At 52.6% G+C, this 23,795-nt stretch carries 16 protein-coding genes; 14 read left to right on the plus strand and 2 right to left on the minus strand.

Annotated features, from left to right (window positions below; all coding sequences use genetic code 11):
* Nucleotides 1-75 precede the first annotated feature (75 nt).
* The 8 genes from purS (at nt 76) to purD (ending at nt 9,740) form a co-directional block, all read left to right on the plus strand.
* Entirely contained in the window at nt 76-318 is a 243-nt protein-coding gene (gene purS / locus AC0YNV_RS21645; RefSeq protein WP_210042497.1) for a phosphoribosylformylglycinamidine synthase subunit PurS, read from the plus strand.
* A 3-nt stretch (nt 319-321) separates the two neighbouring features.
* The gene (gene purQ / locus AC0YNV_RS21650) at nt 322-1,017 is read left to right on the plus strand and encodes a phosphoribosylformylglycinamidine synthase subunit PurQ (RefSeq protein ID WP_475769866.1); all 696 of its coding nucleotides are present in this window, start codon (nt 322-324) and stop codon (nt 1,015-1,017) included.
* Nucleotides 995-3,238 carry a phosphoribosylformylglycinamidine synthase subunit PurL gene (purL, locus tag AC0YNV_RS21655; RefSeq protein WP_475769867.1) on the plus strand — a complete coding sequence of 748 codons (2,244 nt, stop codon included), beginning with the start codon at nt 995-997 and terminating at the stop codon, nt 3,236-3,238. Before purQ ends, purL begins: the two co-directional genes overlap by 23 nt.
* Nucleotides 3,223-4,704 (plus strand): amidophosphoribosyltransferase, encoded by a 1,482-nt coding sequence (gene purF / locus AC0YNV_RS21660; RefSeq protein WP_475769868.1) that lies wholly within the window; start codon nt 3,223-3,225, stop codon nt 4,702-4,704. The genes purL and purF overlap by 16 nt, the downstream gene beginning before the upstream one ends.
* Nucleotides 4,705-4,831: 127 nt before the next feature.
* Entirely contained in the window at nt 4,832-5,875 is a 1,044-nt protein-coding gene (purM, locus tag AC0YNV_RS21665) for a phosphoribosylformylglycinamidine cyclo-ligase (protein ID WP_475769869.1), read from the plus strand.
* Nucleotides 5,875-6,525, plus strand: a complete 651-nt coding sequence (purN, locus tag AC0YNV_RS21670) for a phosphoribosylglycinamide formyltransferase (protein WP_475769870.1) — start codon at nt 5,875-5,877, stop codon at nt 6,523-6,525. Before purM ends, purN begins: the two co-directional genes overlap by 1 nt.
* A gap of 353 nt (nt 6,526-6,878) precedes the next feature.
* Complete coding sequence (gene purH / locus AC0YNV_RS21675) at nt 6,879-8,426, plus strand: bifunctional phosphoribosylaminoimidazolecarboxamide formyltransferase/IMP cyclohydrolase (protein ID WP_475769871.1); 1,548 nt, start codon at nt 6,879-6,881, stop codon at nt 8,424-8,426.
* 45 nt (nt 8,427-8,471) lie between these two features.
* Complete coding sequence (gene purD / locus AC0YNV_RS21680; RefSeq protein WP_475769872.1) at nt 8,472-9,740, plus strand: phosphoribosylamine--glycine ligase; 1,269 nt, start codon at nt 8,472-8,474, stop codon at nt 9,738-9,740.
* Between the two features lie 855 nt (nt 9,741-10,595).
* Here the strand turns inward: purD and AC0YNV_RS21685 are convergent.
* Nucleotides 10,596-13,916, minus strand: coding sequence for a DEAD/DEAH box helicase (locus AC0YNV_RS21685; RefSeq protein WP_475769873.1), 3,321 nt, complete (start codon nt 13,914-13,916; stop codon nt 10,596-10,598).
* Nucleotides 13,917-14,185: 269 nt separating this feature from the next.
* On the opposite strand from AC0YNV_RS21685, the gene AC0YNV_RS21690 reads away from it, so the two are divergent.
* From AC0YNV_RS21690 to AC0YNV_RS21715, 6 genes are all read left to right on the plus strand, one after another.
* Nucleotides 14,186-16,003, plus strand: a complete 1,818-nt coding sequence (locus tag AC0YNV_RS21690) for a sensor histidine kinase (RefSeq protein ID WP_475769874.1) — start codon at nt 14,186-14,188, stop codon at nt 16,001-16,003.
* A 1-nt stretch (nt 16,004) separates the two neighbouring features.
* Nucleotides 16,005-17,552, plus strand: coding sequence for a response regulator (locus tag AC0YNV_RS21695; protein ID WP_475769875.1), 1,548 nt, complete (start codon nt 16,005-16,007; stop codon nt 17,550-17,552).
* A 212-nt stretch (nt 17,553-17,764) separates the two neighbouring features.
* Nucleotides 17,765-19,285 (plus strand): ABC transporter substrate-binding protein, encoded by a 1,521-nt coding sequence (locus AC0YNV_RS21700; protein ID WP_475769876.1) that lies wholly within the window; start codon nt 17,765-17,767, stop codon nt 19,283-19,285.
* 72 nt (nt 19,286-19,357) lie between these two features.
* Nucleotides 19,358-20,296, plus strand: coding sequence for an ABC transporter permease (locus AC0YNV_RS21705; RefSeq protein ID WP_475769877.1), 939 nt, complete (start codon nt 19,358-19,360; stop codon nt 20,294-20,296).
* 19 nt (nt 20,297-20,315) lie between these two features.
* Nucleotides 20,316-21,227, plus strand: a complete 912-nt coding sequence (locus tag AC0YNV_RS21710; RefSeq protein WP_475769878.1) for a carbohydrate ABC transporter permease — start codon at nt 20,316-20,318, stop codon at nt 21,225-21,227.
* A gap of 141 nt (nt 21,228-21,368) precedes the next feature.
* Entirely contained in the window at nt 21,369-22,688 is a 1,320-nt protein-coding gene (locus AC0YNV_RS21715) for a glycoside hydrolase family 125 protein (protein ID WP_475769879.1), read from the plus strand.
* A 219-nt stretch (nt 22,689-22,907) separates the two neighbouring features.
* Here the strand turns inward: AC0YNV_RS21715 and murI are convergent, their stop codons facing one another.
* Nucleotides 22,908-23,687 carry a glutamate racemase gene (gene murI, locus AC0YNV_RS21720; protein ID WP_475769880.1) on the minus strand — a complete coding sequence of 260 codons (780 nt, stop codon included), beginning with the start codon at nt 23,685-23,687 and terminating at the stop codon, nt 22,908-22,910.
* Nucleotides 23,688-23,795: the final 108 nt, after the last annotated feature.

Here is a 23,795-nt window from a genome sequence, read left to right on the forward strand (position 1 = left end):
CTGCGAACGTCATACAGCCGGCGATGCGGATAAAACGTGATCAGCAACAGAGAATTCAGGAGGCGAACCATCGACATGAAAGCAAAGGTTTACGTGACCATCAAGCAAAACGTACTGGATCCGCAAGGAAGCGCCGTTCAAGGCGCGCTTCACTCCATGGGCTTTGAAGAAGTAGCCAAGGTGCGAATCGGCAAGTATTTGGAGTTTGATCTGGATACAACCGATCGCGCACAGGCGGAGGCCCGTTTGAAGGAAATGTGCGAGAAGCTGCTGGCCAACACGGTAGTCGAAGATTACCGCTTTGAATTGGAGGGATAAACGATGAAGTTTGCGGTACTCGTTTTTCCGGGATCGAATTGCGACATTGACTGCTTCAAGGCGGTTGAGGACACAATCGGCGAACAGGTTGAATATGTTTGGCACACCGCGACGGATCTATCCAGCTTCGACGCCATCCTCGTTCCCGGCGGGTTCTCTTATGGCGACTATCTGCGCTGCGGCGCGATCGCGACATTTGCCCCTGTCATGAATGAAGTGAAAAAGGCGGCCGAAGCCGGCAAGTTCGTTCTGGGCATCTGCAACGGATTCCAAATCCTGACGGAAGCGGGCCTCCTTCCCGGAGCGCTGCTTCGCAACACGGGCATGAAATTCCGCTGCCACTCCACACTGCTGGAAGTGGTGAACAACGAAACCTCATTTACAAATCAATATGCCAAAGGCGAGATGATTGACATTCCGATCGCTCATGGCGAAGGCAACTACTACTGTGATGAAGCGACGCTTGCACAGCTGAAAGCCAATAATCAAATCGTATTCCGCTACAAAGCGGGTGCGAATCCGAACGGCTCCACAGAAGATATTGCCGGGGTCAGCAATGTCCGCGGAAATGTCGTCGGCATGATGCCGCATCCGGAGCGCGCTGTGGACCAGCTGCTGGGATCGGAAGACGGCAAACGGATGTTTACATCGATTTTGAACGCATGGAGGGAACAGCATGGCGCAGCAGTTAACAGCTAAGGAACCGACGGCGGAGCAAATCGCAGAGCAGCGGATTTATACGCAATTCGGCGTGACGGACGAGGAATACGGATTGATCTGCGGCTTTCTTGAGCGCAAACCCAACTATACCGAAATTGGCGTATTCAGCGTCATGTGGTCCGAGCACTGCTCCTATAAGAACTCCAAGCCGATTCTGAAGAAGTTCCCGATTACCGGACCGCGCGTCCTGATGGGACCGGGAGAAGGGGCGGGAATCGTCGATATTGGCGACAATCAAGCGGTTGTGTTCAAGATCGAATCGCATAACCATCCTTCTGCGGTTGAGCCTTATCAAGGTGCGGCGACTGGTGTTGGCGGCATTATCCGCGACATTTTCTCCATGGGAGCCCGTCCTGTCGCGCTGCTGAACAGCCTGCGTTTTGGGAAGCTTACGAATCCGCGGGCAAAATATTTGTTCGAGCATGTAGTCAGCGGCATCGCGGGCTACGGCAACTGTATCGGCATTCCGACAGTCGGCGGCGAAGTGGTCTTCGACGAAAGCTATGAAGGCAATCCGCTCGTAAACGCGATGTGCGTGGGCCTGATCGATCATGATAAAATCCAGCGCGGCGTCGCCAAGGGCGTAGGCAACCCGGTATTTTACGTAGGCCCGGCCACCGGCCGCGACGGCATTCACGGCGCTACCTTCGCTTCCGTTGAATTGTCCGAGGAATCCGAGGAGAAACGCACAGCGGTTCAGGTCGGCGATCCGTTCATGGAGAAGCTGGTTATGGAAGCAACGCTGGAACTGATCGACTCTGGCATTGTTCTCGGCATTCAGGACATGGGCGCGGCAGGGCTGACCTGCTCCAGCGCGGAGATGGCATCCAAAGCCGGCAATGGCCTGGAGCTGTATCTCGATGAAGTGCCGCAGCGTGAAACAGGCATGACCCCTTACGAAATGATGCTCTCGGAATCCCAGGAGCGGATGCTGTTCGTCGTCGAGCCGCAGCATGAAGCGCAGGCGAGAGAGATTTTCGAGCGTTGGGGCATTATTTGCGCCAAGGTCGGCAAAGTAACCGATGATGGACGTCTCCGCTTGTTCCATCAAGGGCAGGAAGTTGCAGACATGCCGGTTACGGCACTTGTCGACGAATGTCCGGTGTACAACAAGCCTTCCAAGGAGCCTGCTTATTACGGGGAGAACGCGTCAGTGGACACCACTGCCTATCCGGAAGTGACGGATTTGACGGATGCGCTGAAACAAGTATTGGCTTCTCCGACTGTAGCAAGCAAGGAATGGGTATATAATCAATATGACTACATGGTTCGTACGAGCACAGCCGTTCAGCCAGGATCTGATGCAGCTGTTGTCACTATCCGCGGTACCCGCAAAGGGCTTGCGATGACAACAGACTGCAACGGACGTTATGTTTACCTTGATCCTGAGGTTGGCGGGCAGATTGCCGTTGCGGAAGCGGCGCGCAATATCGTGTGCTCCGGTGCCGAACCGCTGGCCATTACCGATAATCTGAATTTCGGCAATCCCGAGAAGCCGGAAGTGTTCTGGCAAATCGAGAAGGCGGCCGACGGGATTTCCGAAGCCTGCCGGATTCTGGATACGCCTGTCATTGGCGGCAACGTCAGCTTGTACAACGAGAATGCCAAAGGCGCGATTTATCCAACCCCGGTTATCGGGATGGTCGGCCTGGTGCATGATATTGATCATATTACGACACAGGGCTTCAAGCATGCGGGCGATGTAGTCGTCTTGCTTGGCGAGACGAAGAATGAGCTGGGCGGCAGCGAGCTGCAGTACGTTCTTCACGGCAAAGCCGAAGGACGTCCGCCGCAGATTGACCTGGCTGTAGAGAAGAAGCTGCAGGGCGCTGTGCTTGGCGCGATTCAGCAGGGACTTGTGGCTTCGGCCCATGACCTCGCTGAGGGCGGTCTTGCCGTGGCGCTGGCGGAATCCTGCATCAGCGGCAAGCTGGGAGCAGAAGTGAACATCACGACGGATCTTCGTGCCGACGCTGCTTTATTCAGTGAAACACAATCACGTATCCTGCTTTCTGCAAGTGCGGAGCAAGTGGCTAAGCTGACGGATTACCTGACAGAGCAAGGCGTACCAAACGCAATTATCGGCGTTGTCCGCGATAGCGGGCTGACCCTTAACATCAATGGCAAACCGGGCGTCAACGCACCGGTTGAGCAACTGGAGAAGGTCTGGAAGGATGCGATTCCATGTCTGATGAAGTAATGCAGCTTTCTAAGCTGTGGGCAGGCTCTCATTACAATGAGGGTATAGGACGGGACGACATTTTTGATAAATTGCGCGAGGAGTGCGGCGTGTTCGGGGCTTTCAATATCCCTCATGCCTCTTCTCTTGGTTATTACGGGCTTCATGCCCTGCAGCACCGTGGCGAAGAAAGTGCCGGAATGTGTTCCGTGGATTCCAGGAACGGCGGAAACTTCAACTACCACCGCGGTATGGGACTGGTCAAGGAAGTATTCAACCAGGAGCGCCTGGATGCGCTGCCTGGAGACCGTGTGATCGGGCATGTCCGTTATTCGACATCGGGCGCCAGCAAGCTGGCGAATGCCCAGCCGCTCATCTTCAAGTATCGTGATGGCGATCTCGCTATTGCGACGAACGGCAATATCGTGAATGCCCCTTCGATTCGCGAGGAATTGGAACGTCAGGGCTCGATTTTCCAGACGACCAGCGATACGGAAGTTATCGCCCATCTGATCGCCCGCTCCAACAAGGATTTTGTATCAGCCGCTAAGGATGCTCTGCAGCGTATAATCGGCGGATTTGCTTTTCTTATTATGACCAACGGCAAGCTTCTGGTCGCATCCGATCCGCATGGGCTGCGTCCGCTCGTTATGGGCAAGCTTGGCGAAGGGTATGTGTTTGCTTCCGAGACCTGCGCATTGGAAACCTGCGGAGCCGTCTACGAGCGTGACGTACAGCCCGGCGAGCTGATCATCCTGGACAGCGACGGCATTCGTCTGGACCGTTTCGAGAAGCTGGAGCGCCGCGCGACCTGCGCGATGGAATATATTTATTTTGCCCGGCCCGATAGCGACATTAATGGCATTAATCTTCACTCGGCCCGCAAACGGATGGGGCAGAAGCTTGCTCTGGAATCCTTTGTCGATGCGGATATCGTTACGGGGGTCCCGGACTCCAGTATTTCCGCTGCTATTGGCTATGCCGAGCAGACGGGTATTCCTTATGAGCTGGGCCTGATCAAGAACAAATACACCGGCCGTACGTTTATACAGCCATCCCAGGAGCTTCGCGAGAAGGGCGTCAAGATGAAGCTGTCTGCCGTCCGCAAGGTGGTGGAGGGCAAGCGTGTGGTCATGATCGACGATTCCATCGTGCGCGGCACCACCTCCCTGCGTATCGTCAACATGCTGCGCGAAGCGGGAGCGACCGAGGTGCATGTGCGGATCACATCGCCTCCGTTTATGAATCCCTGCTACTACGGCATCGATACGCCGGACCGGAAAGAGCTGATTGCCTCCCAGAAATCTGTTGAGGAAATCCGGCAGGCGATTAATGCGGATTCCATCACCTTTCTCAGCCATGATGGCTTTATTGACGCAGTAGGCGGGAATGATGGGGAATACAATCGCGGCATGTGCATGGCTTGCTTCGACAATGATTATCCGACTCCGGTTGATCCGAAATCGGAAAAAAGCTGCAGCTGCTAGAAATCCATCCGGTGGACAAGAGCCAGTGAATGGTGCAGCTGTAACATGATTCGTATTTATGTCATTTTATTATAAATAGAATTAACCCTTTGCGGGATTAATTGACTAAGCGTAGGGAGTGACCCTGGTGGCAGAAGCTTACAAAGAAGCCGGCGTTGACATCGCGGCAGGTAACGAAGCGGTCGAACGGATGAAGAAGCATGTGAAAAAAACGTTCCGCCCGGAGGTACTGACCGAGCTCGGCGGCTTCGGAGGTCTGTTCGGACTGAATAAAGACAAGTACGAGGAACCGGTGCTGGTCTCGGGAACCGACGGTGTCGGCACCAAGCTGAAAATCGCCTTTGCCATGGACAAGCACGATACGATCGGTATTGATGCAGTCGCAATGTGCGTCAACGATATTGTGGTTCAAGGTGCGGAGCCCTTGTTCTTCCTGGACTATCTGGCTTGCGGCAAAGTAGAGCCGGAGAAGATCGAAGCGATCATCAAAGGAATCTCCGATGGCTGCCTGCAGTCCGGCTGTGCTCTGATCGGTGGCGAAACCGCGGAGATGCCCGGCATGTACCAGGGCGATGAATATGATATCGCCGGCTTCACGGTAGGGATCGTCGATAAGAAGAATATTATCGACGGGTCGACAATCGCCGCAGGCGACGTGGTGATTGGCCTGGCATCCAGCGGCATTCACAGCAATGGCTTCTCTCTGGTTCGCAGGCTGCTGCTGGAGAAGAGCGGATATTCGCTTGACCAGACACTGCCTGAGCTGGATGGCCAGAAGCTGGGCGATGTTATTTTGGAGCCGACGCGCATCTATGTGAAATCAGCGCTTGAGCTGATCAAACGCGTGAAGGTTAAAGGCATGGCCCATATTACCGGCGGAGGCTTTATCGAGAATATTCCGCGGGTTCTGCCGCAGGGTGTTAATGTGGAAGTGGAATACGGTTCATGGCCGATTCAGCCGATTTTCCAGCTGATGCAGGAGAAAGGCACTATCACGAATCGCGATATGTTTACTACGTTCAACATGGGCGTCGGGATGATTGTTGTCGTCCCTTCCGAGCAGGCTGAAGAAGCGCTGCAGGCGGCGAATGAGCTGGGCGAGAAGGCTTACCGGATTGGACGTGTTACGGAAGGAAGCCGCATCGTAACCTTCACAGGAGCGGATGTCTAATGGCGGAATTACGCATGGCCGTATTTGCATCGGGGCAGGGGACGAACTTCCAGGCGCTTGCAGATGCGGCCAAACAAGGACGGCTCGAGGGCGCAAGCCTCGAGCTTCTTGTATGTGACAAGCCGCTCTCCCCCGTGGTGGAGCGTGCACGGCGGGCAGGCATTGATCTGCTTTTGTTTCAACCCAAGGAATATTCCTCGCGTGAAGCTTACGAGCAGGAAATACTTGAGGAGCTTCAGCGGCGCGGAATCGAGCTCATTGTGCTTGCCGGCTATATGCGGATTATTACCCCCGTACTGGTTGAGCCCTATTATGGGCGGATGATTAATGTGCATCCGGCGCTGCTGCCGGCTTTTCCCGGTGTGAACGGGATTCGCCAGGCGCTTGACTATGGGGTGAAGGTGACGGGCGTCACCGTCCACTATGTGGACGGCGGCATGGACAGCGGGCCGATTATTGCACAGCGGGCTGTGGAGGTGCAGGACGGCGATACGGAAGCAACGCTTGCCCCGCGAATTCACGCGGAGGAGCAAGAGCTGCTCCCCTGGGTTGTAGGACGCATTGCAGCGGGCGCAGTCACCCTTGACGGAAGACATGTTGCAATAAAAGGCATGCATGCGGCAGCAGGAACCGAAGAGAAGCAGAGATAGCGGACCAGGGCAGCAATAACGGTTAATTCAAGCGATCTCTCCAGGCGCATGTCCCGGAAGAGCATGACGGTGGTCGAGCGTGAACTGCTTGGACTTGGACATGCCGCAATATTTCCGTGTTCAGCAACATATCAATCATGACGCTCACGCACCAAAGCGGGCTGGAGCTCCCTTACTTGCTTTAAATATCGTAAAATCCGGCAACCGACATCCAAACCTTTATTCATTTTTATTACCAGTCGCAGTAATCATTTAGCTTGAACCGGATATGAGCTTCGCACTCATGCAGATGCTGCTCTGGCCAGATTCGCATTCTGCTTGAATGACAATAAAACTTTTGGGAGGGTACCCTTTTGGCTATTCGCAGGGCATTGATCAGTGTATCGGATAAAACGGGCATTGTTGAGTTTTCGCGGGCACTTGCGGGACTTGGCGTACAAATTATTTCAACAGGCGGGACAGCAAGTCTCCTGGAGAAGGAAGGCGTCCCGGTTGTCGGTATTTCCGACGTGACGGGTTTTCCGGAAATTCTCGACGGACGGGTAAAAACGCTTCATCCGGCTGTGCACAGCGGACTGCTTGCCGTTCGCGATGATGAAGAGCATCAGCAGGCGATGAAAAACCTCGGTTTGGATTATATTGATATGGTCGTGGTCAATCTGTATCCGTTCGCGGCTACGATTGCCAAACCGGATGTTTCGTATGAGGATGCCATTGAGAATATCGATATCGGCGGCCCGACTATGCTTCGTTCGGCTGCTAAGAATCACGCTTTTGTGACGGTTGTCGTAGATGCCGGCGATTATGCCGGAGTGCTGGAGGAAATACAAGCGGGCGGCGATACAAGCCTTGACACACGCAAACGCCTGGCGGCAAAAGTATTCCGCCACACGGGTGCTTATGATGCGCTGATCGGCGATTACCTCTCCAAGCTGGGCGGCGACCCGCTTCCTGAGCGCTACACGGTCACCTACGAGAAGGTTCAGGATCTCCGCTACGGGGAGAACCCTCATCAGCAGGCTGCTTTCTACCGGAAGCCGTTGGCGGCTGAAGGCAATATCACAACAGCCCGGCAGCTGCACGGCAAGGAGCTGTCCTACAACAACATCAACGATGCCAATGCGGCGCTTGCCATTGTGAAGGAATTCAATGAGCCGGCTGTCGTAGCGGTCAAGCATATGAATCCATGCGGCGTGGGTATCGGAGCGGACATCCATGAAGCCTACCAAAAAGCCTATGCGGCCGATCCTACCTCGATCTTCGGCGGAATCGTCGCGGCGAACCGTACAATCGGGCTGGAAACCGCGCAGCTGCTCAGCGAGATTTTTCTGGAAATCATTATCGCTCCGGACTTTACGCCCGAGGCGCTGGATGTTCTGACGAAGAAGAAGAACATTCGCCTCATGAAGCTTGGCGAGCTGCAGGCTGCTGCAGAGCGCAAGCCGGAATGGCTCGTGACCAGCGTAGACGGCGGTATGCTCGTACAGGAGAGCGACGTTCACAGCTTATCGCTGGACGATCTGAAAGTCGTGACCAACCGCAAGCCGACCGATGAAGAGCTGAAGCAGCTGCTGTTTGGCTGGAAAGTGGTGAAGCATGTTAAATCCAATGCCATTCTGCTGGCGGCTGACAACATGACCGTCGGTGTTGGCGCAGGCCAGATGAACCGTGTCGGCGCAGCGCGTATTGCTATTGAGCAGGCAGGGGAGAAGGCCCAGGGTGCAGTGCTTGCATCGGATGCTTTTTTCCCGATGGGCGATACAGTCGAATTGGCAGCTCAAGCCGGAATCACGGCCATCATTCAACCAGGCGGTTCGATCAAGGATGAGGAATCCATTGCGGCAGCCAATGCCAACAATATTGCGATGGTGCTGACGGGCGTTCGTCATTTCAAGCATTAAAACTTGGGGATTGGTTATCGTTTTAAACTTTGGGGAGGGTTTCCTTTGCGGATTATGGTCATCGGCGGAGGCGGGCGTGAGCACGCCATCGTCTGGGCGCTGAATAAAAGCGATAAAGTGAAGAAAATCTACTGCGCTCCGGGCAATGCCGGAATTGCGGAGCTTGCGGAGTGCGTGCCGATTGCGGTTAACCGGTTCGCCGATCTGATCCAGTTCGCATGCGATAATGAGGTCGATCTGGTCGTTGTTGGACCGGACGATCCGCTTGCCGACGGTATTGTGGACGCATTCGAGGAGCAGAACATTCCCATCTACGGTCCGCGCAGGAATGCCGCGGCTATTGAAGGCAGCAAAATTTTCATGAAGAATCTGCTCAAGAAATACAGCATTCCAACAGCCAAATACGAGACATTCACGGATCATGAATCAGCGCTTGCCTATCTTCGCGGGCAAACGGCACCGATTGTGATCAAGGCGGATGGCCTTGCAGCGGGCAAGGGCGTAACGGTGGCGTATACGATTGCGGAAGCTGAGCAGGCCCTGCACGACATGATGGTCGGCAAAGTGTTCGGCGAATCGGGCGGACGTGTCGTCATCGAGGAGTTTCTTGAAGGACAGGAAATGTCGATTCTGGCTTTTGTGGACGGCGAAATCGTGCGTGCCATGGTGCCGGCCCAGGACCACAAGCCGGTCTTCGATAACGACAAAGGCCCGAACACCGGAGGCATGGGGACGTATACGCCGCTGCCACATATCGATCCGGCGCTTGTGGAGGATGCAATCGAGAACATTATCAAGCCGACTGCCCAGGCAATGGTCAGCGAAGGCTGCCCGTTCCGCGGCGTATTATTCGCCGGCCTGATGATCACCAAGGACGGCGTGAAAACGATCGAGTTCAATGCGCGTATGGGCGATCCCGAGACACAGGTTGTTCTGCCGCGGCTGGAAACGGATCTGGTGGATATCATTCTGGCCTCGCTTAACGGCCGTCTGGATCAAATCGATATCACCTGGAGCGACGAAGCAGTCGTTTGTGTCATTGCCGCTTCGGAAGGCTACCCGGCTGCTTATCCAAGGGGACGCGTTATTACAGGCCTGGAAGCTGCCAAAGCGCAGGGAGCGCTTGTTTTCCACGCCGGCACATCCGAGCAGGACGGGGAAATCGTGACGAATGGCGGACGGGTGCTCGGCATCGTGGGACGCGGCAAGGATATTGCCGAAGCACGGGCCCGCGCTTATGAAGCGGTCTCGACCATCCATTTCGACGGAATGCACAGCCGCACGGATATTGGGGCTAAGGCGCTGAAGAACTAACAAATAGCACAGGAATTTTTATAAAGCATTCATTCATACGTTCAAAGCTATATGAGCTGCCTTGTGAAGATTGATCAATTTACGCCGCTTCCTTAAACAGGAGGCGGCGTTTTTTGTGCTTTATAGCTGGTTGGTTAACAGGAGAGCAAAGAGAAAGGAATTGAAGATGAGGGGGGTGAGACCCCTACTACTGTTATTGAAACTCCTTGCATGCACGTCGGCCATGGATATGTTATTGGCTTTGTTTAAGCGGGTAAAATTCTGCTGCGGCACGACAAAGTGTCAGCCAAGTCTAATCGGTGTCTCTAGTAAGGAAAGTCCTTGTTAGATGTACCCCAGCCACGAATACTGCCTCTGTATGCGGGATTTCCTCATTAGAGGAAATGAAGTGGCAATTTTGGCCATGTAATGCGGCTGCAAACCGGAAATTCCTTGTTATAGCGCTGGAAAGCGGGGATAAAGCGCTGTAAGCCGGAAAATCCTTACTAGAGTGCTGAAAAGGTGGACATAATGCTGTAATGGGAAAATCCTAATTAAGTGTTGAAAAGTGAGGATACAGCGCTGAAGGCTGGAAAATCCTTACTAGAGTGCTGAAAAGGTGGACATAATGCTGTAACGGGAAAATCCTAATTAAGTGTTGAAAAGTGAGGAGAAAGCGCTGTAAGCTGGAAAATCCTTACTAGAGTGCTGAAAAGGTGGACATAATGCTGTAACGGGAAAATCCTTATTAGAGTGCTGAAAAGTGGATTTTCTTATGGGACTATTGCCAAACTGCGGGTTTGACTCGGCTGCATCGCTGTTCCAATAAAGAGCCTTGATAGCTGAGCCAAGTCGCTCACCGATCAAGGCTCTTCTTCATCCCATCATCAGAATCTCCCGTACGTCCTGTTCCGTCAGCGTAGACAGCGCCTCCTGGCCAGGCTGGATCACTTCGTCGATGAGATTTTTCTTCTTCTGCTGCAGCTCGTACATCTTGTCCTCTACGGTGCCCTGCGTTACAAGGCGGATGACCTGGACCACATTCTTCTGCCCGATGCGATGGGCACGGTCCGCAGCCTGCTGCTCGACAGCGGGGTTCCACCAGAGATCGTACAGAATAACGGTATCGGCTCCGGTCAGGTTCAATCCGGTGCCTCCTGCTTTCAAGGAGATCAGGAACACATCCCGCTCTCCCTCATTGAAGCGGCTGCACAGCTCGACGCGGTCGGCTGCAGGCGTTTGTCCATCCAGATAGAAGAACGGCACCCCCTGGTAACCCAGTTCCCGCCCGATCAGGTCCAGCATTCGGGTGAACTGCGAGAAAATCAGCATCCGTTTACCGGAGCTGCGGCATTCCTCTATAATGTCGAGCAGCTGCTCGAACTTGGCAGAGCCTCCATCGTAGCCTTCAATGAACAGGGCGGGGTGGCAGCACAGCTGGCGAAGCCTTGTCAGGCCGGCCAGAATTCGGATCCGGTTCCTCTGGAAGCTGTCCTCGCTCAGATGCTTCAAGGTTTCCTGCTGCAGCTCAGCCAGATAGGCCGCATACAGCTTCTTCTGTTCGGGCAGCAGCCCGGAAGCCTGAACCGACTCAATCTTGTCCGGCAGCTCCTTCAGCACATCCGTCTTCAGCCGGCGCAGTATAAATGGCCTGACCCGCCTGGCAACCGCCTGCCGCGATAAGTCGTGGAATGCCCGCACACTTTGGAACAGCTCGGGAAACACCACATCGAAGATCGACCACAGCTCCTCGAGGGTATTCTCCACAGGGGTTCCGGTCAGCGCAAACCGGTACCGGGCTTGCAGCGCCTTCACCGCCTGCGCGGTTTGAGTCGCATGGTTCTTGAAGGTCTGCGCCTCATCCAGAATAAGCGTATGGAAGGGCAGCTTGATATACGTGTCAATATCCTGACGAAGGAGCGGGTAGGAGGTGATGAAAACATCCACCCGGGAATCATTTTTCAGAGCGGCAATCCGTTCGGTTCTGCTTCCGTCAGCAATCATGCAGCGGATCCCGGGAGCGAATTTCTTCAGCTCGTTCTGCCAATTATAGATCAGAGAGGCAGGGGATACGATGATCGCAGGCAGCTTCTGGCTGCGAATCTCAGGCAGAACGGAAACGAGAAAAGCGATGCTCTGCAGCGTCTTGCCCAGCCCCATGTCATCGGCCAGAATGCCGCCGAAATGATAATGGGCCAGCGTTTTCATCCATTGGTAGCCATATTTCTGATAATCCCGGAGCACAGGCTCCAGGCTTTCCGGCACAGGAAAATCCAGATTATCGGGATTTCGCATATTCTCCAGCAGCTTGCGGAAGGATTTTCCAAGCTTGACGGCTTGTCCATTTGTTTCGGCATCCATCATATGCAAGCCGCGGACAACCGGAAGACGAAACTGATTTCCCTTCAGATCCTCCCTGATGAGTCCGGTCTTGTTGATGAAGCGCCTGATTTCCTCGTATTCCGCACTCTCGAGGGGAAGCAGCGCTCCGCTTGGCAGCCGGTAATATTTGCGCTTCTCTTCGATTGCCTGAACCAGATTGCGGATGTCCGTTTCCGGAATTCCATCCATGTCGAAGGTAAACTCCAGCCAATCCGCCCTTTCATCCAGCTCGACTCTGATCTTCGGAGGGACATGTCCGGTGTGAAGCCTGGTCTTCACCGCTGTAGTCGCATAAACCTGCAGCAGCTTCTCCAGCAGCGGTATGACATGATAAAGGAATTCATATTCAGCTTCTTCATCATCCATAAAATAGCCGGCTTCCGTCCGGGCGAACGCGCTTTGCTCCATCAGCGACAGAATTTGTCCCTCCAGCTCTCCGTCCCGCATAAGAATGCGGCCTTCGCCGCGCTTCTCTCCGGTCCCTTCCAAGGCGTTGATCACAATATCCCCGTATTGAAATTCCAGTCCGGCAAGCAGGCGGTTCTTCACACGGTCCAGATACAGCCTTGCCTTGAGCGGGGTCTGCACAATACGCTCCGATACCGCCTGAGAGATGTGAACAGCGCCCAGCTTCATCAATCCGGGAATGACCTTCTCCATAAAAGGCTCCATCTGCTCCGGTAATATCTGCACATGCGGCTTCCCGGAGGTGCTGAGCATCTGCTTCAGATCGGACAGGCGTTTGCATTGATCGGCTGGGAGCCTCAGCATTCTGCCTTCCGAGAGCACAAGCCCATATGATTCCATGACGATCAATGGATCCAGCCCCTGGATATCCAGTTGAAAGCCGCCATCCTCCCCCTCATAGAACCCGAATTCAAGGGGAAGCGCCTCATTGGATATGCCAACCCCGTCTACGATCTGACCGTCCTGCTGAAACCGCACAGACGGAGCTGCTGCCAGCAAGGGATGCAGGGTTTCCCAGGAGACAGGAGGGATGAGCAGGGTACGGTCGCCGCCTGTGGGGTTGCCACGGGCGGAGTAGGCGCCGGATGATTCCCGATACAGCCTTTCATGATTCAAAATATGGATCAGCTGCCCAAGGACGGCATCATGCTCAGGCTGGAAGCAGTGAAGCTGCGGATCATAGGTAAAATGCCGGGAGAACCTATACGGTTCCTTCCGGTCAACGCGATCCAGGAAATCTCTTATGTCTGGTACGATATACAGCCGTTTGGGACCGACCTTCATCTCCAGGCCGAGCATATGCTTGTCATAGCCGTAAGCGGAGGGCTTGCAGACAAACTCGGCCTCGAGAACGGTACGGTTATTGAAAAGAGGTCTTGAAGTACGGACAGGCCGCAGCGTCCTGTCTCCGAACAGCCCCAGCATGCCGTTTACGAGCTTGGCGTCTGCTGCGGAACGGGATGCCGAACCGTCATGCCGTTGTACAAGATGACCGGATTCGCGGGGGAAGGCATCTGCAGGCTGCAAAGCCGCTGACGCCTGCGCAGATATGCGGCCATCCTGCTGCAGATCATGGAGATGGAGCAGCACGGCTGCGATATGCTTGCAATATTTATCATAGGAAGGAAGAGCAGGGCAGCTGCAGGTCGCATGCACTTCGCCGCCGCCATCGATCTGGACGCTGACCTGGCAGCTGCTATTGTCCTTGACGATGGCCTCATAGACAGGAATCCCGGGATCGAAATCCTGAAGCATAACTTTGCCGGAACGGTAATAGGCTTTTCCTCTATCGTAAGAGATCTGGCCGCACAACAATTTAATGACCCTGTGGGTCAGCGAAATGCTCATGGCCTTCTGATCCTTTCTTCTGTGTGAACTGTGATTGGTTATCAAGGGCGTACAGCCTTTATGATACCAGATTTCGCACATCTGTGCGGGGAGGAAGGACCCGCAGGGTGATCAGGACAGGATAGCCCTCCTCATGGAAGAGAATACTTCCTAATAAAAATCTTATTTTGGACAGAACTGTATTAATCTCTCCCTTTTTTAATTGGATACAGAGCGCTATGATGAAGGGATGTGGATGGACAAGCAGCAGACGCGGAAGGGGGGCGCCAATGGGACTCAGAAGAGGATATCGCAACTACGTCAGCAATAATTTGTTCGTGAAAATGATCCTGATCTTCTCCGCAATAGCGGTTCTTACTATCATGACGCTCTCTTATTTTACGTTCTATTTTATCTCCCGCTCGATTGTGCAAAGCGAGCTTACGAATCAGAAGAACGCGATGGAACGGGTCGACCGTTATATCGCGGCCAAGCATGATTCGGTTCAGCTGATGGTTCAGAATATTTACAGGGATCAGCAGCTTTCAGATAATATGACCTACCTGCTCAAGCATTCCTTTCAAGAGTATGTGAACCGCCGCCTGGATCAGTTTATGGGCAGTCAGAACAGCTCGACCGACGGCATTGCCTACTTGAAGAATATGATTGAGGACGATCAGGATATGGAAAATTTATTGCTGTACAGCACGGAGAAGCAGTTTCTCTATGTACAAAGCCAGCGCAATACGTCCCGGCTGATCACAACGAATCCTTCGAGGTCCTTCATCCCCGATGCGATGGCGCTCCAGAACGGAAACATCTCGGTGCCCAATGAATGGGTGCGCAAAACCATCAATCAACCGGACACGAGGCTGTATTCGGTTCAGAGCTCCATTAACGATCTCGGCACATTGAAGGCGGTCGGGCAATTAATCGTGTATTTCAATTCCGACAGCATCCTGCAATCGATCTCGGGCTACGAGAAGGATTTTCACGGTTATATTCTCGTTCTGGCATCGGAGGGCGGCGTTATTTTCGACTCGTCGGGCAACTATTACGGGACCACCTATCCTTATGCGGACAAGCTCAATTCACTGAATATCTCAGGCGAGCTGGAGCAGGATTCTTATATCTCCACGCTGACGCCAAACAATCTGGGTTATGTTGTGGTAGGCGTGGCTCCCAAGCAGGAGGTGGCGGAGTCCTACAGGACGCTCCGCAATCTGATTCTGTTTGTCAGCGCGGCGTGCATTCTCGTTGCGGTCATCGTTCCTTCGCTCGTTGTGATTAATTTCGCCAAGCGCACAAACCGGATCATCCGCTCCATGCGCAAGGTTGAAACCGGCGATACGTCGGTGCGAATCCAGGACACCAAAGAGGATGAGCTCGGACAGATCTCGCGCAGCTTCGATCAAATGCTGGAGGAGCTGACGCGTCATATCGACCGTGTCTATAAAGCGGAAATCAAGCAGAAGCATACGGAGCTTACGGCGATGCAGGCCCGCATCAATCCCCATTTTCTCTACAATACGCTGGAGGTCATCCGGATGAGGGCCATCTCGCAGGGCGTGACGGATGTGAGCGAAATGATTTACAGCCTGGCTGTGCTGTTCAAGAGCTTCGTACAGCAGCAGACCGTGGTCACGCTTCAGGAGGAGATGGAGAACTGCCGCCGTTATCTGGAGCTGTTCCGCATCCGCTACAAGGACAAGTTCAGCTACACGATTGCGTATGAACCGGAGCTTGGCAGCCGGAAAATGATCAAAATGTCGCTGCAGCCCATAGTCGAGAATTATATTGTTCACGGCATCCGCGCGGATGATACGGATAATGTGCTGGCTGTGCGCGCAGAGGAGCGGGAAGGCATTATCCATATTGAAATTACGGATAACGGGACCGGCATTGCGCCGGACAAGCTGGAGCGCATCCGCAGCTCGTTCCTGCTCCCGGAGGACGACGAAACAAGCGGATCGCTGGGGCTTAGAAGCGTATACGAACGGTTGAAGCTGGTGTATGCGGACGAATGCGGGGTTGAGCTTGCAAGCACGCCCGGCAAGGGCACAACGGTGAAAATCTGGTTTCCAAACACATCAGAGGGGGAAAGCTGATATGTATAAGGCATTTCTGGTCGATGACGAGCCGTTTATTCTGGATGGTTTGTACGATGCGGTGGACTGGTCCTCGTATGGCCTCGAGCTCACCGGCCGGGCAGAGAACGGGAAGCAGGCGCTGGAGCGGATGAAGGAGGTTCCGGTGGATATTCTGATCACCGATATCACCATGCCGGTAATGAACGGCCTTGAGCTGATTTCCGCCGCGCGGCAGCTGTATCCGGAGCTTCGGATCATTATCCTGAGCGGCTATAACGAGTTTGATTATTTAAAGCAGGGCATGAGGCTGGGCATTGAGAATTATCTGCTTAAGCCCATTAATTTTACAGAGTTGACGGAGACCCTGCAGAACACGGTGGAGAAGTTGAACGCCTCTGCTTCGCAATCCCTGATTCCCGCTTTCACCGATGATGAGATCGGTATCCTGAGGGATAATATTCTATACCGCTGGATGACCGGCCAGATTGCGCCAGCCGAGCTTGCGGAGCGGGCGAGACTCCTCGGCATCGTCTTTGAATGGCCTTATCTGCTGGCGTCGATCGTCAGGCCCGACGATGAGGATGAGCAGATGGTGCTTGAGTTGAGGCGCGAGATCAAGCATCGGGTGGCTGCGGACCGCGCCACCGTTTGTTTTACCAATCTGGAAGGGGATATTGTCATTGTTTTTATGGGCGACAGTCCGGAGGCCTGCAAGCTAGCGGCCCTTGATCTTCTGACCAGGCTGCGCGATGAGCTGGGTGAATCCTACCGGTCGCGGATTTCGCTCGGCACCGTGAAGCGCATGGGGGAGGAGCAGCGGCAGAGCTACGAGCAGGCGCGGCGGGCGCAGGAATATTTTCTGATGCTTGGCCGGACGGACATCGCTGAATATGAAACGCTTATTCCGGACCGCGATGCGCAGCTGACGCAAATTCCCGTCGATTGGTCCGATCTCGGCAAGCTGATGGTGGCCAAGGACAAGGAGAATCTGTTTACCCGGATCGAGGAGGAGTTCCAGCAGGCGCAGAAGCAGGAGGGCGTTACTCCCGCGCTGCTGCGCAGTCTGGCCATCGAGATGATGCTGCGGCTGAAGATGGAGCTGAACGATTTGAAATCGGCGCAGGCTATGGTCAGCGGACTGTATAAGGATGTGTTCGGAAAAGCGTCCCTTGCTTCTGACGTGGCGGAGCTGGTCTCGCTCGTACAGGAAGCGGCGGGGATGATGATCGATATTCTGGGACAGGATGACAGAAGTCCGATTGTCAAACAGGTCCTGAACCATATTCATGAGTTCTATATGGAGGAAATGTCCCTGAAATCGCTGGGGCGCAAATATAACATTCATCCGGGCTACCTTGGCAAGCTGTTCAATAAGGAAACCAACGAAACCTTCACGGATTATATCAATAAATACCGGGTCCAGAAAGCGAAGGAAATGCTCAAGGAAACCAATCTGAAGGTGCATGAAATCGCCCGCGGCGTCGGATATTGGGAAACGGGTTATTTTCACAAGCAGTTCAAGAAATATGTGGGAATCTCGCCGACGGATTATAAAGGGCTTATTTGACGGCCTTTCAGTTGAAGGAAGAATGATCCTTCACCGTCGTTTGCGACCGGTGCAGGATCATTCTTTCTTAAGAGGAGAAAAGTCCTTCTTTGTTTATTTTGAACACGATATGTCTAGTTTAAGCTCTATTTGTAACGGTTTTCATAAGTTAATGTAAAGAAGAGCCTAAGAGGCATGAAAGAAGCAATCATCAAACGGGAGGGTTAACAAAAATGACAAGAACAAAAAAAAGCGTTGGTCTGGCGCTTGCGCTGATGCTGGTTGTTGCTATGGTCCTGAGCGGCTGCGGCAGCAAGAACAATAACGGCAATACAGCAGCAAATAACGGCGGCAGCACGAACGACAGCACCGCCGGAAATAGCGGCGGCAGCACGGAAGAACCGGTAAACCTGGTCTGGTATACGATCGGTGCTCCGCAAAAAGACATGGACAAGGTTATGGCTGAGGTCAGCAAATATACAGCTGAGAAAATCGGCGTCACTGTAACGATGAAAATGATCGATTTTGGCGACTATGACCAGAAGATGAAGGTCCTTACCGCATCTGGTTCGCCAATGGATATCCTTTTCTCCTGCTCATGGGCCTTTGATTATGTGCAGAATGCCCGCAAAGGCGCTTTCGCACCGATTGACGAGCTGCTGACGCAGTACGGTCAAGGTATTGTGGATGAGCTTGATCCGGCCTTCCTGGAAGGCTCCAAGGTCGATGGCCATAACTACGGCGTTCCGGCCAACAAAGAGCTGCCTACTCAAGAAGTATGGCGTTTCAACAAAAACCTGGTCGACAAATACAACCTGGACATTTCAAACGTGAATACGCTTGAAAGTCTGGAACCGCTGCTCAAAACAATCAAGGAAAAAGAGCCGCAGGTTGCACCGTTCGCGGTCAACAAGGATCATGTTCCAGTTGTACCTTATGACTATATTATCCAAAACCTGCCGATGGCGGTAAAACTGGATACAACGGATTTCAAAATCGTCGATGTGCTTGAAACACCTGAAATGAAGCAAGCACTGGAAACGATGCACAAATACTATACAGCCGGCTACATCTCTCCGGAAGCGGCAACGATCAGCTCGACAGATGACCTGACGAAATCAGGCAAATGGTTCCTGGACCGCGCGTCTTCCCAGCCTTTTGCCGACATTCTCTGGTCGCAAAGCTATGGCTATCCGGTTGTTTCCAAACCGGCTAACGATTCCGTTATTTACAACTGGTCGGTAATGGGTTCCATGCAAGCAATCTCGGCGAACTCCAAACACCCGGACAAAGCGATGCAGTTCCTGAACCTGCTTAACACCGATCCTGTACTGCGCAACATGGTGGATTCCGGTATCGAAGGCGTACATTACAAAAAAATCGATGATACGCACATGGAAAACCTGCCTGACGCCAAAAACTACGATATGCCTACTTTTGCACTGGGCAATATCATGCTGACTTACCTGAGCGCCGCAGATCCTGCTGACAAATGGGAGCAATTCAAAGCCTATAACGATGCCGGCAAAGCTGCTCCGACGCTCGGCTTCAACTTCGACAGCTCCAAGGTGGTCAATGAACTGGCTGCCATTCAGAACGTGAAAGGCGAATTCTGGCCGGCACTGATGACCGGAACCGCTGATCCGGATAAATACCTGCCGCAGGCAATCGAGAAATTCAAAGCGGCCGGACTGGACAAAATCATTGCTGAGGCCCAGTCCCAACTCGACGCATGGAGAGCAACGCAAAAATAAAGCTTTATGAATCAGGAGGGGGCGGATGCATGCGTCCGCCCCTCCTTTTGTTACCGGATAAGGAGGGATAGAATGAGCACGCTTGGGAGAGTTCTGAAGGATATTGCCAAAAATAGAGCGATGCTGTTCATGGTGCTTCCGGGCACGGTATGGTTTTTCTTTTTCTCCTACTTGCCCATGGCCGGCACCATTATCGCATTCAAGGAATACCGCTTTACACAGGAAGGTTTTCTGGCCAGCATCCTGCAGAGCAAGTGGGTGGGCCTCGATAACTTCAAATTTCTGTTCAGCACCGAGGATGCTTACGTCATAACGCGCAATACCGTGCTTTATAATGTAGCCTTTATTATTCTGGGCCTGATATTCTCAGTGGGTCTGGCCATCATTCTGGTGGAAATCGTCAATAAACGCTTGTCCAAAATTTATCAAACGGCTATTTTCATGCCTTATTTTCTGTCCTGGGTTATTGTCGGCTACTTCGTGTTCAGCTTTCTGAGCGCGGACAAAGGGCTCCTGAACCAGATTCTGGGCTACTTTGGCATGAATCCGATCAATTGGTATGCGGAACCTCACAAATGGCCTTACCTGCTTGTTATTATCAACTTGTGGAAAACCATCGGCTACAGCAGCGTTGTTTATTTGGCAGCCATCATCGGGATCGACAAATCCCTGTATGAAGCGGCCATGATCGACGGTGCAAGCAAGTGGAATCAGATCCGGCATATTACGATTCCGATGCTTACGCCGCTTATGACCATCTTGACCCTGCTTGCAATCGGACGCATCTTCTATGCGGACTTTGGTCTGTTCTACCAGGTTACGCGCGATTCAGGCATGCTTTATTCAACGACGAATGTTATCGATACCTATGTGTATCGTGGACTTAAAACGACCGGAGAGATCGGCATGAGCACGGCGGCTGGCTTGTACCAATCGGCAATCGGCTTCATCCTGGTGATCTCATCCAACTGGATCGTACGCAAATTCAACAAAGACAACGCCTTATTCTAATCAGAAAGGAGAAGCGGTCATGTCGAAGACTCGAAGCAAGTCCCGCGATTTCCAGCGGTTGTCTCCCCCAGCCAATGTGGTGTTCAACATTATCGCCGCGTTGTTCGCTTTTGCCTGTGTATTTCCTTTTGTTTTCGTGCTGATTATTTCATTTACGGATGAGCTTACGCTGGCCAGCAACGGCTATGCGATTATTCCGGACGTGTGGAGCCTGGATGCCTACCGGTATATATTCAGAACAGGCGATTCCCTGCTTCATTCATACGGCGTCACGATCTTCATCACCGTCGTGGGAACGCTGATCAGCCTGATTTTTATCACCCTGTATGCTTACGCGATTTCCCGCAAAAGCTTCAAGTACCGCCATTTCTTCAGCTTCCTGGCTTTCTTCACGATGCTGTTTAACGGCGGACTTGTCCCGACTTATATCGTCGTAACGCAGCTGTTGCATCTGGGCGACAATATCTGGGCGCTTATTCTGCCGATGGCGGTTAATGCGTTCTACATTATGATTATGCGCACCTTCTTCAGTACGATGGTGCCGGACGCGATCATTGAATCGGGCCGGATCGATGGAGCAGGGGAGCTGCAGACGTTCATCCGTCTGGTTCTGCCGCTCTCTCTGCCGGGTCTTGCGACCATCGGCCTGTTCAGCACGCTGGGCTATTGGAATGACTGGTTCAACGCCCTGCTCTATATCGAAAATCCGGACCTCGTTCCGCTGCAGTCGATGCTGATGCGGATTGAAACCACCATGCAGTTCATTACGCAAAATTCCAATAACTTCAATGCAGGCATGCTTCAGGATATGCCGCAGGAAACCTCGCGTATGGCGATGGTGGTCCTGGCAACAGGGCCGATTATTCTGGCTTATCCGTTTTTCCAGCGGTATTTTGTGCAGGGCCTGACGATTGGCGCGGTAAAAGAATAAATGTAAAGGTTGTTCAAAACGTCCGACTTCAATCGCGAAGATTACCAGGAAGCGGATCTTCTCGGTGCTAAAAGTCGAGCGTTTTGAACTTATATTTAAATGATGATCATATCCCCGTGGGGATGCGGGAGGAAATAAGAGATGAAGCAGTTCCGTTTACCGAAAATCACCATGCCGGAGCTTCCGCTTCCGGCCGCCGTTCAGGCAGTATTGGATGAGGCGGAGGAGAAGCTGGCCCATCGTCCCAAGCTGCTCCAGCTGTTCCGGAATTGTTTTCCCAATACGCTGGAAACCGCAACGAAGCTGATGGACGACGATACCACCTTTATCCTGACCGGCGATATCCCGGCCATGTGGCTGCGCGATTCCGTCGAGCAGGTCATCCACTATGTGCCGCTGGCCGCGGAAGATGCGGATCTGCAGCGGATTCTCGGCGGCTTGATCAAGCGTCATATGGCATCGATTATCATCGATCCGTATGCCAATGCATTCAATGAATCGGCGAATGACTGGCATTGGAATGCCGCAGATGAGACCGAGATGGGACCCTGGGTCTGGGAACGCAAGTTCGAGCTCGACTCCATCTGCTTCTCGGTCCGGCTGGCCCATATGTATTGGAAGGCTACCGGCCTGACAGACATCTTCGATGCGAATTTCAAGGCGGCGATGAAGGTCATTGTGAAACTGTGGAGAACCGAGCAGCGTCATGACGAGCTTTCATTTTACCGCTTCACGCGCAATAACGGCGTTGCAACCGACACCTTGCGCAATGACGGCGCCGGGATGCCGGTGAATTACACGGGAATGATCTGGTCGGGCTTCCGGCCAAGTGATGATGCGTGCGATTTTCACTATAATTTGCCCGCCAATATGTTTGCGGCGGTCTCATTGGCCCAGCTTGGCGAAATTGCCGAGTGGGTGTTCCGGGATTCCGCGCTCGTGCAGGAGCTTGGCAGGCTGGAGGCGGATGTCCGCCACGGCATTGAGCTTTACGGCATCTACCGTCATCCGGAATTCGGCTCGATCTATGCGTATGAGACCGACGGCTTCGGCAATTACTGTCTGGCTGACGATGCCGGCACGCCGGGGCTGATGTCGATTCCTTATTTGGGCTATACGACCGCCGCCAATCCGGTGTATCAGAACACGCGAAGGTTCGCTTTGAGCCGCAGCAACCCTTACTATTACGAGGGCAGTGCCGCCAGGGGAATAGGCAGCCCGCACACGCCTCCGGGTTACATCTGGCATATGGCTTTGTCGATGCAGGGAATTACCGCCTCATCGGATGTTGAGAAGCTGGCGATGATCGCCATGCTGGAGGCGACCGATGCGGATACGGGTTATATGCATGAAGGCTTTCATGCCGATGACCCTGGCGTGTACACGAGAGACTGGTTCGTCTGGTCGAACAGCCTGTTCTCGCAGCTTGTGTACAAAGTGATGAAGGAAGGCATTTTATAGAGCGGATGAAGATGAAAGACGCCGGAACGGTTGCTGTTCCGGCGTCTTTTTTGTGACGTTCACTTCTAAGTCTCACTTTTATAAAATGTCGGTGCACTCCATAATATACTGTTGATAAGCAAGGAGTTTCCCGCTTGGAGCAGCCGATGCTGATACGAGAGCGAATGGACAAAAAGAAAGGACCAAAATGATCCTTTTCTGTTGAGCTTAACGTACCTGTTAGTTTAACGCATCTAACATTAACAATAGGTTTTTATAACGAGATAACGTTTCCGTATCTTCAATTTTATAATCGGATTGAAAAAACAAAATATCCCCTGTACCGCCTCCTACTTGATTCCTTGCTTCGAGTATTCGTCTTAAATTTTTAGCGGTACCAATACTTCCGGAAATAATGTCTACTCCCACAGGAAATATTTTCTTTAGGCTATCTTCAAAAAAGGGGAAATGAGTACATCCCAAAACAACGGTTCCAAACTGGTTCAAATCAAATGACGATAATTCCTCTCTTAAATAGGGCATAATTCTTTCTTCATCGAATTCAAATTTCTCTGCGAATTGAACAAGTCCGGGAAGGGGTAATCTTTCAACTAAGTCTTGATGGTCTATGCTTCTCACAAGAGTATTAAACTTTTCCTCTTTTAGAGTTAAATTAGTCCCTAAAACCAAAACTTTTTTTTGCTTTCCTTCCCATTTTAGAACAGCTGGTTTTACGGCAGGCTCTATACCTACAATTGGGAAATCATACTTTTTGCGAAGTTCTTCAATACTTATACAGGTTGCAGTATTACAGGCAATGACGAGTGCTTTCACGTCTTGCTCGGCAATAAAGTCGACTGCATGGAAAATATAGTCCCTAACCTCTTCCTTTGGTTTTTCACCGTATGGAATATGTAAGGTATCAGCATAAAAGATGTAGTCTTCATGTGGAAGGAATCGCAATGCTTGATGAAGTACTGTTAAACCACCTATGCCAGAATCAAAAAATCCTATTCTCACGAAAATCACTCTTTCGCTTCACAATTTGTGTTCTATCTTATTTTATCATTCATGTCTTTCAAGTAAACTGCCAGTTAGCGTAACGAAGGGCTGCCGCGCGGCAGCCCT

It is taken from the genome of Paenibacillus sp. JT31N11 (genome assembly GCF_056269285.1).

Excerpts from the sequence above, each read along its gene's own strand:
- purS (WP_210042497.1), top strand. The coding sequence starts at position 76 with ATGAAAGCAAAGGTTTACGTGACCATCAAGCAAAACGTACTGGATCCG.
- purQ (WP_475769866.1), top strand. The coding sequence starts at position 322 with ATGAAGTTTGCGGTACTCGTTTTTCCGGGATCGAATTGCGACATTGAC.
- purL (WP_475769867.1), top strand. The coding sequence starts at position 995 with ATGGCGCAGCAGTTAACAGCTAAGGAACCGACGGCGGAGCAAATCGCA.
- purF (WP_475769868.1), top strand. The coding sequence starts at position 3,223 with ATGTCTGATGAAGTAATGCAGCTTTCTAAGCTGTGGGCAGGCTCTCAT.
- purN (WP_475769870.1), top strand. The coding sequence starts at position 5,875 with ATGGCGGAATTACGCATGGCCGTATTTGCATCGGGGCAGGGGACGAAC.
- AC0YNV_RS21685 (WP_475769873.1), bottom strand. The coding sequence starts at position 13,916 with ATGAGCATTTCGCTGACCCACAGGGTCATTAAATTGTTGTGCGGCCAG.
- AC0YNV_RS21690 (WP_475769874.1), top strand. The coding sequence starts at position 14,186 with ATGGGACTCAGAAGAGGATATCGCAACTACGTCAGCAATAATTTGTTC.
- AC0YNV_RS21695 (WP_475769875.1), top strand. The coding sequence starts at position 16,005 with ATGTATAAGGCATTTCTGGTCGATGACGAGCCGTTTATTCTGGATGGT.
- AC0YNV_RS21700 (WP_475769876.1), top strand. The coding sequence starts at position 17,765 with ATGACAAGAACAAAAAAAAGCGTTGGTCTGGCGCTTGCGCTGATGCTG.
- AC0YNV_RS21705 (WP_475769877.1), top strand. The coding sequence starts at position 19,358 with ATGAGCACGCTTGGGAGAGTTCTGAAGGATATTGCCAAAAATAGAGCG.
- AC0YNV_RS21710 (WP_475769878.1), top strand. The coding sequence starts at position 20,316 with ATGTCGAAGACTCGAAGCAAGTCCCGCGATTTCCAGCGGTTGTCTCCC.
- AC0YNV_RS21715 (WP_475769879.1), top strand. The coding sequence starts at position 21,369 with ATGAAGCAGTTCCGTTTACCGAAAATCACCATGCCGGAGCTTCCGCTT.